General features: G+C 37.3%; 1 protein-coding gene. It reads right to left on the minus strand.

Annotated elements, in window-relative coordinates; all coding sequences use genetic code 11:
- The coding region (locus tag I5349_RS14145; RefSeq protein WP_226391402.1) for a carboxypeptidase-like regulatory domain-containing protein at positions 1 to 200 on the minus strand (200 nt) is incomplete at its 3' end.
- Between the last annotated feature and the right edge of the window lie 33 nt (positions 201 to 233).

The raw sequence follows: 233 nt of genomic DNA on the forward strand, positions 1-233 counted from the left end.
CAGAGATTCTTTATGGTGAAATTACCATTCTGGTCACTGACAGCTCCTTCTTCAGCTTCGGATACCCAAATGTAAGCTGCTTCAATAGGCTCATTGTTTTCCAGATGGATGATTTTGCCTCTTATGGATAAATTACAATCCTGCCCCTGAATAGTATGGCCAAGCAGTAAAATCAATGATAATAGTATTCCTGTTTTCAAATTCACGTTGCAAAAATAGTAGGCGTTAATTTT

This window comes from Penaeicola halotolerans, assembly GCF_016464625.1.
GTDB classification, from domain to species: domain Bacteria; phylum Bacteroidota; class Bacteroidia; order Cytophagales; family Cyclobacteriaceae; genus Penaeicola; species Penaeicola halotolerans.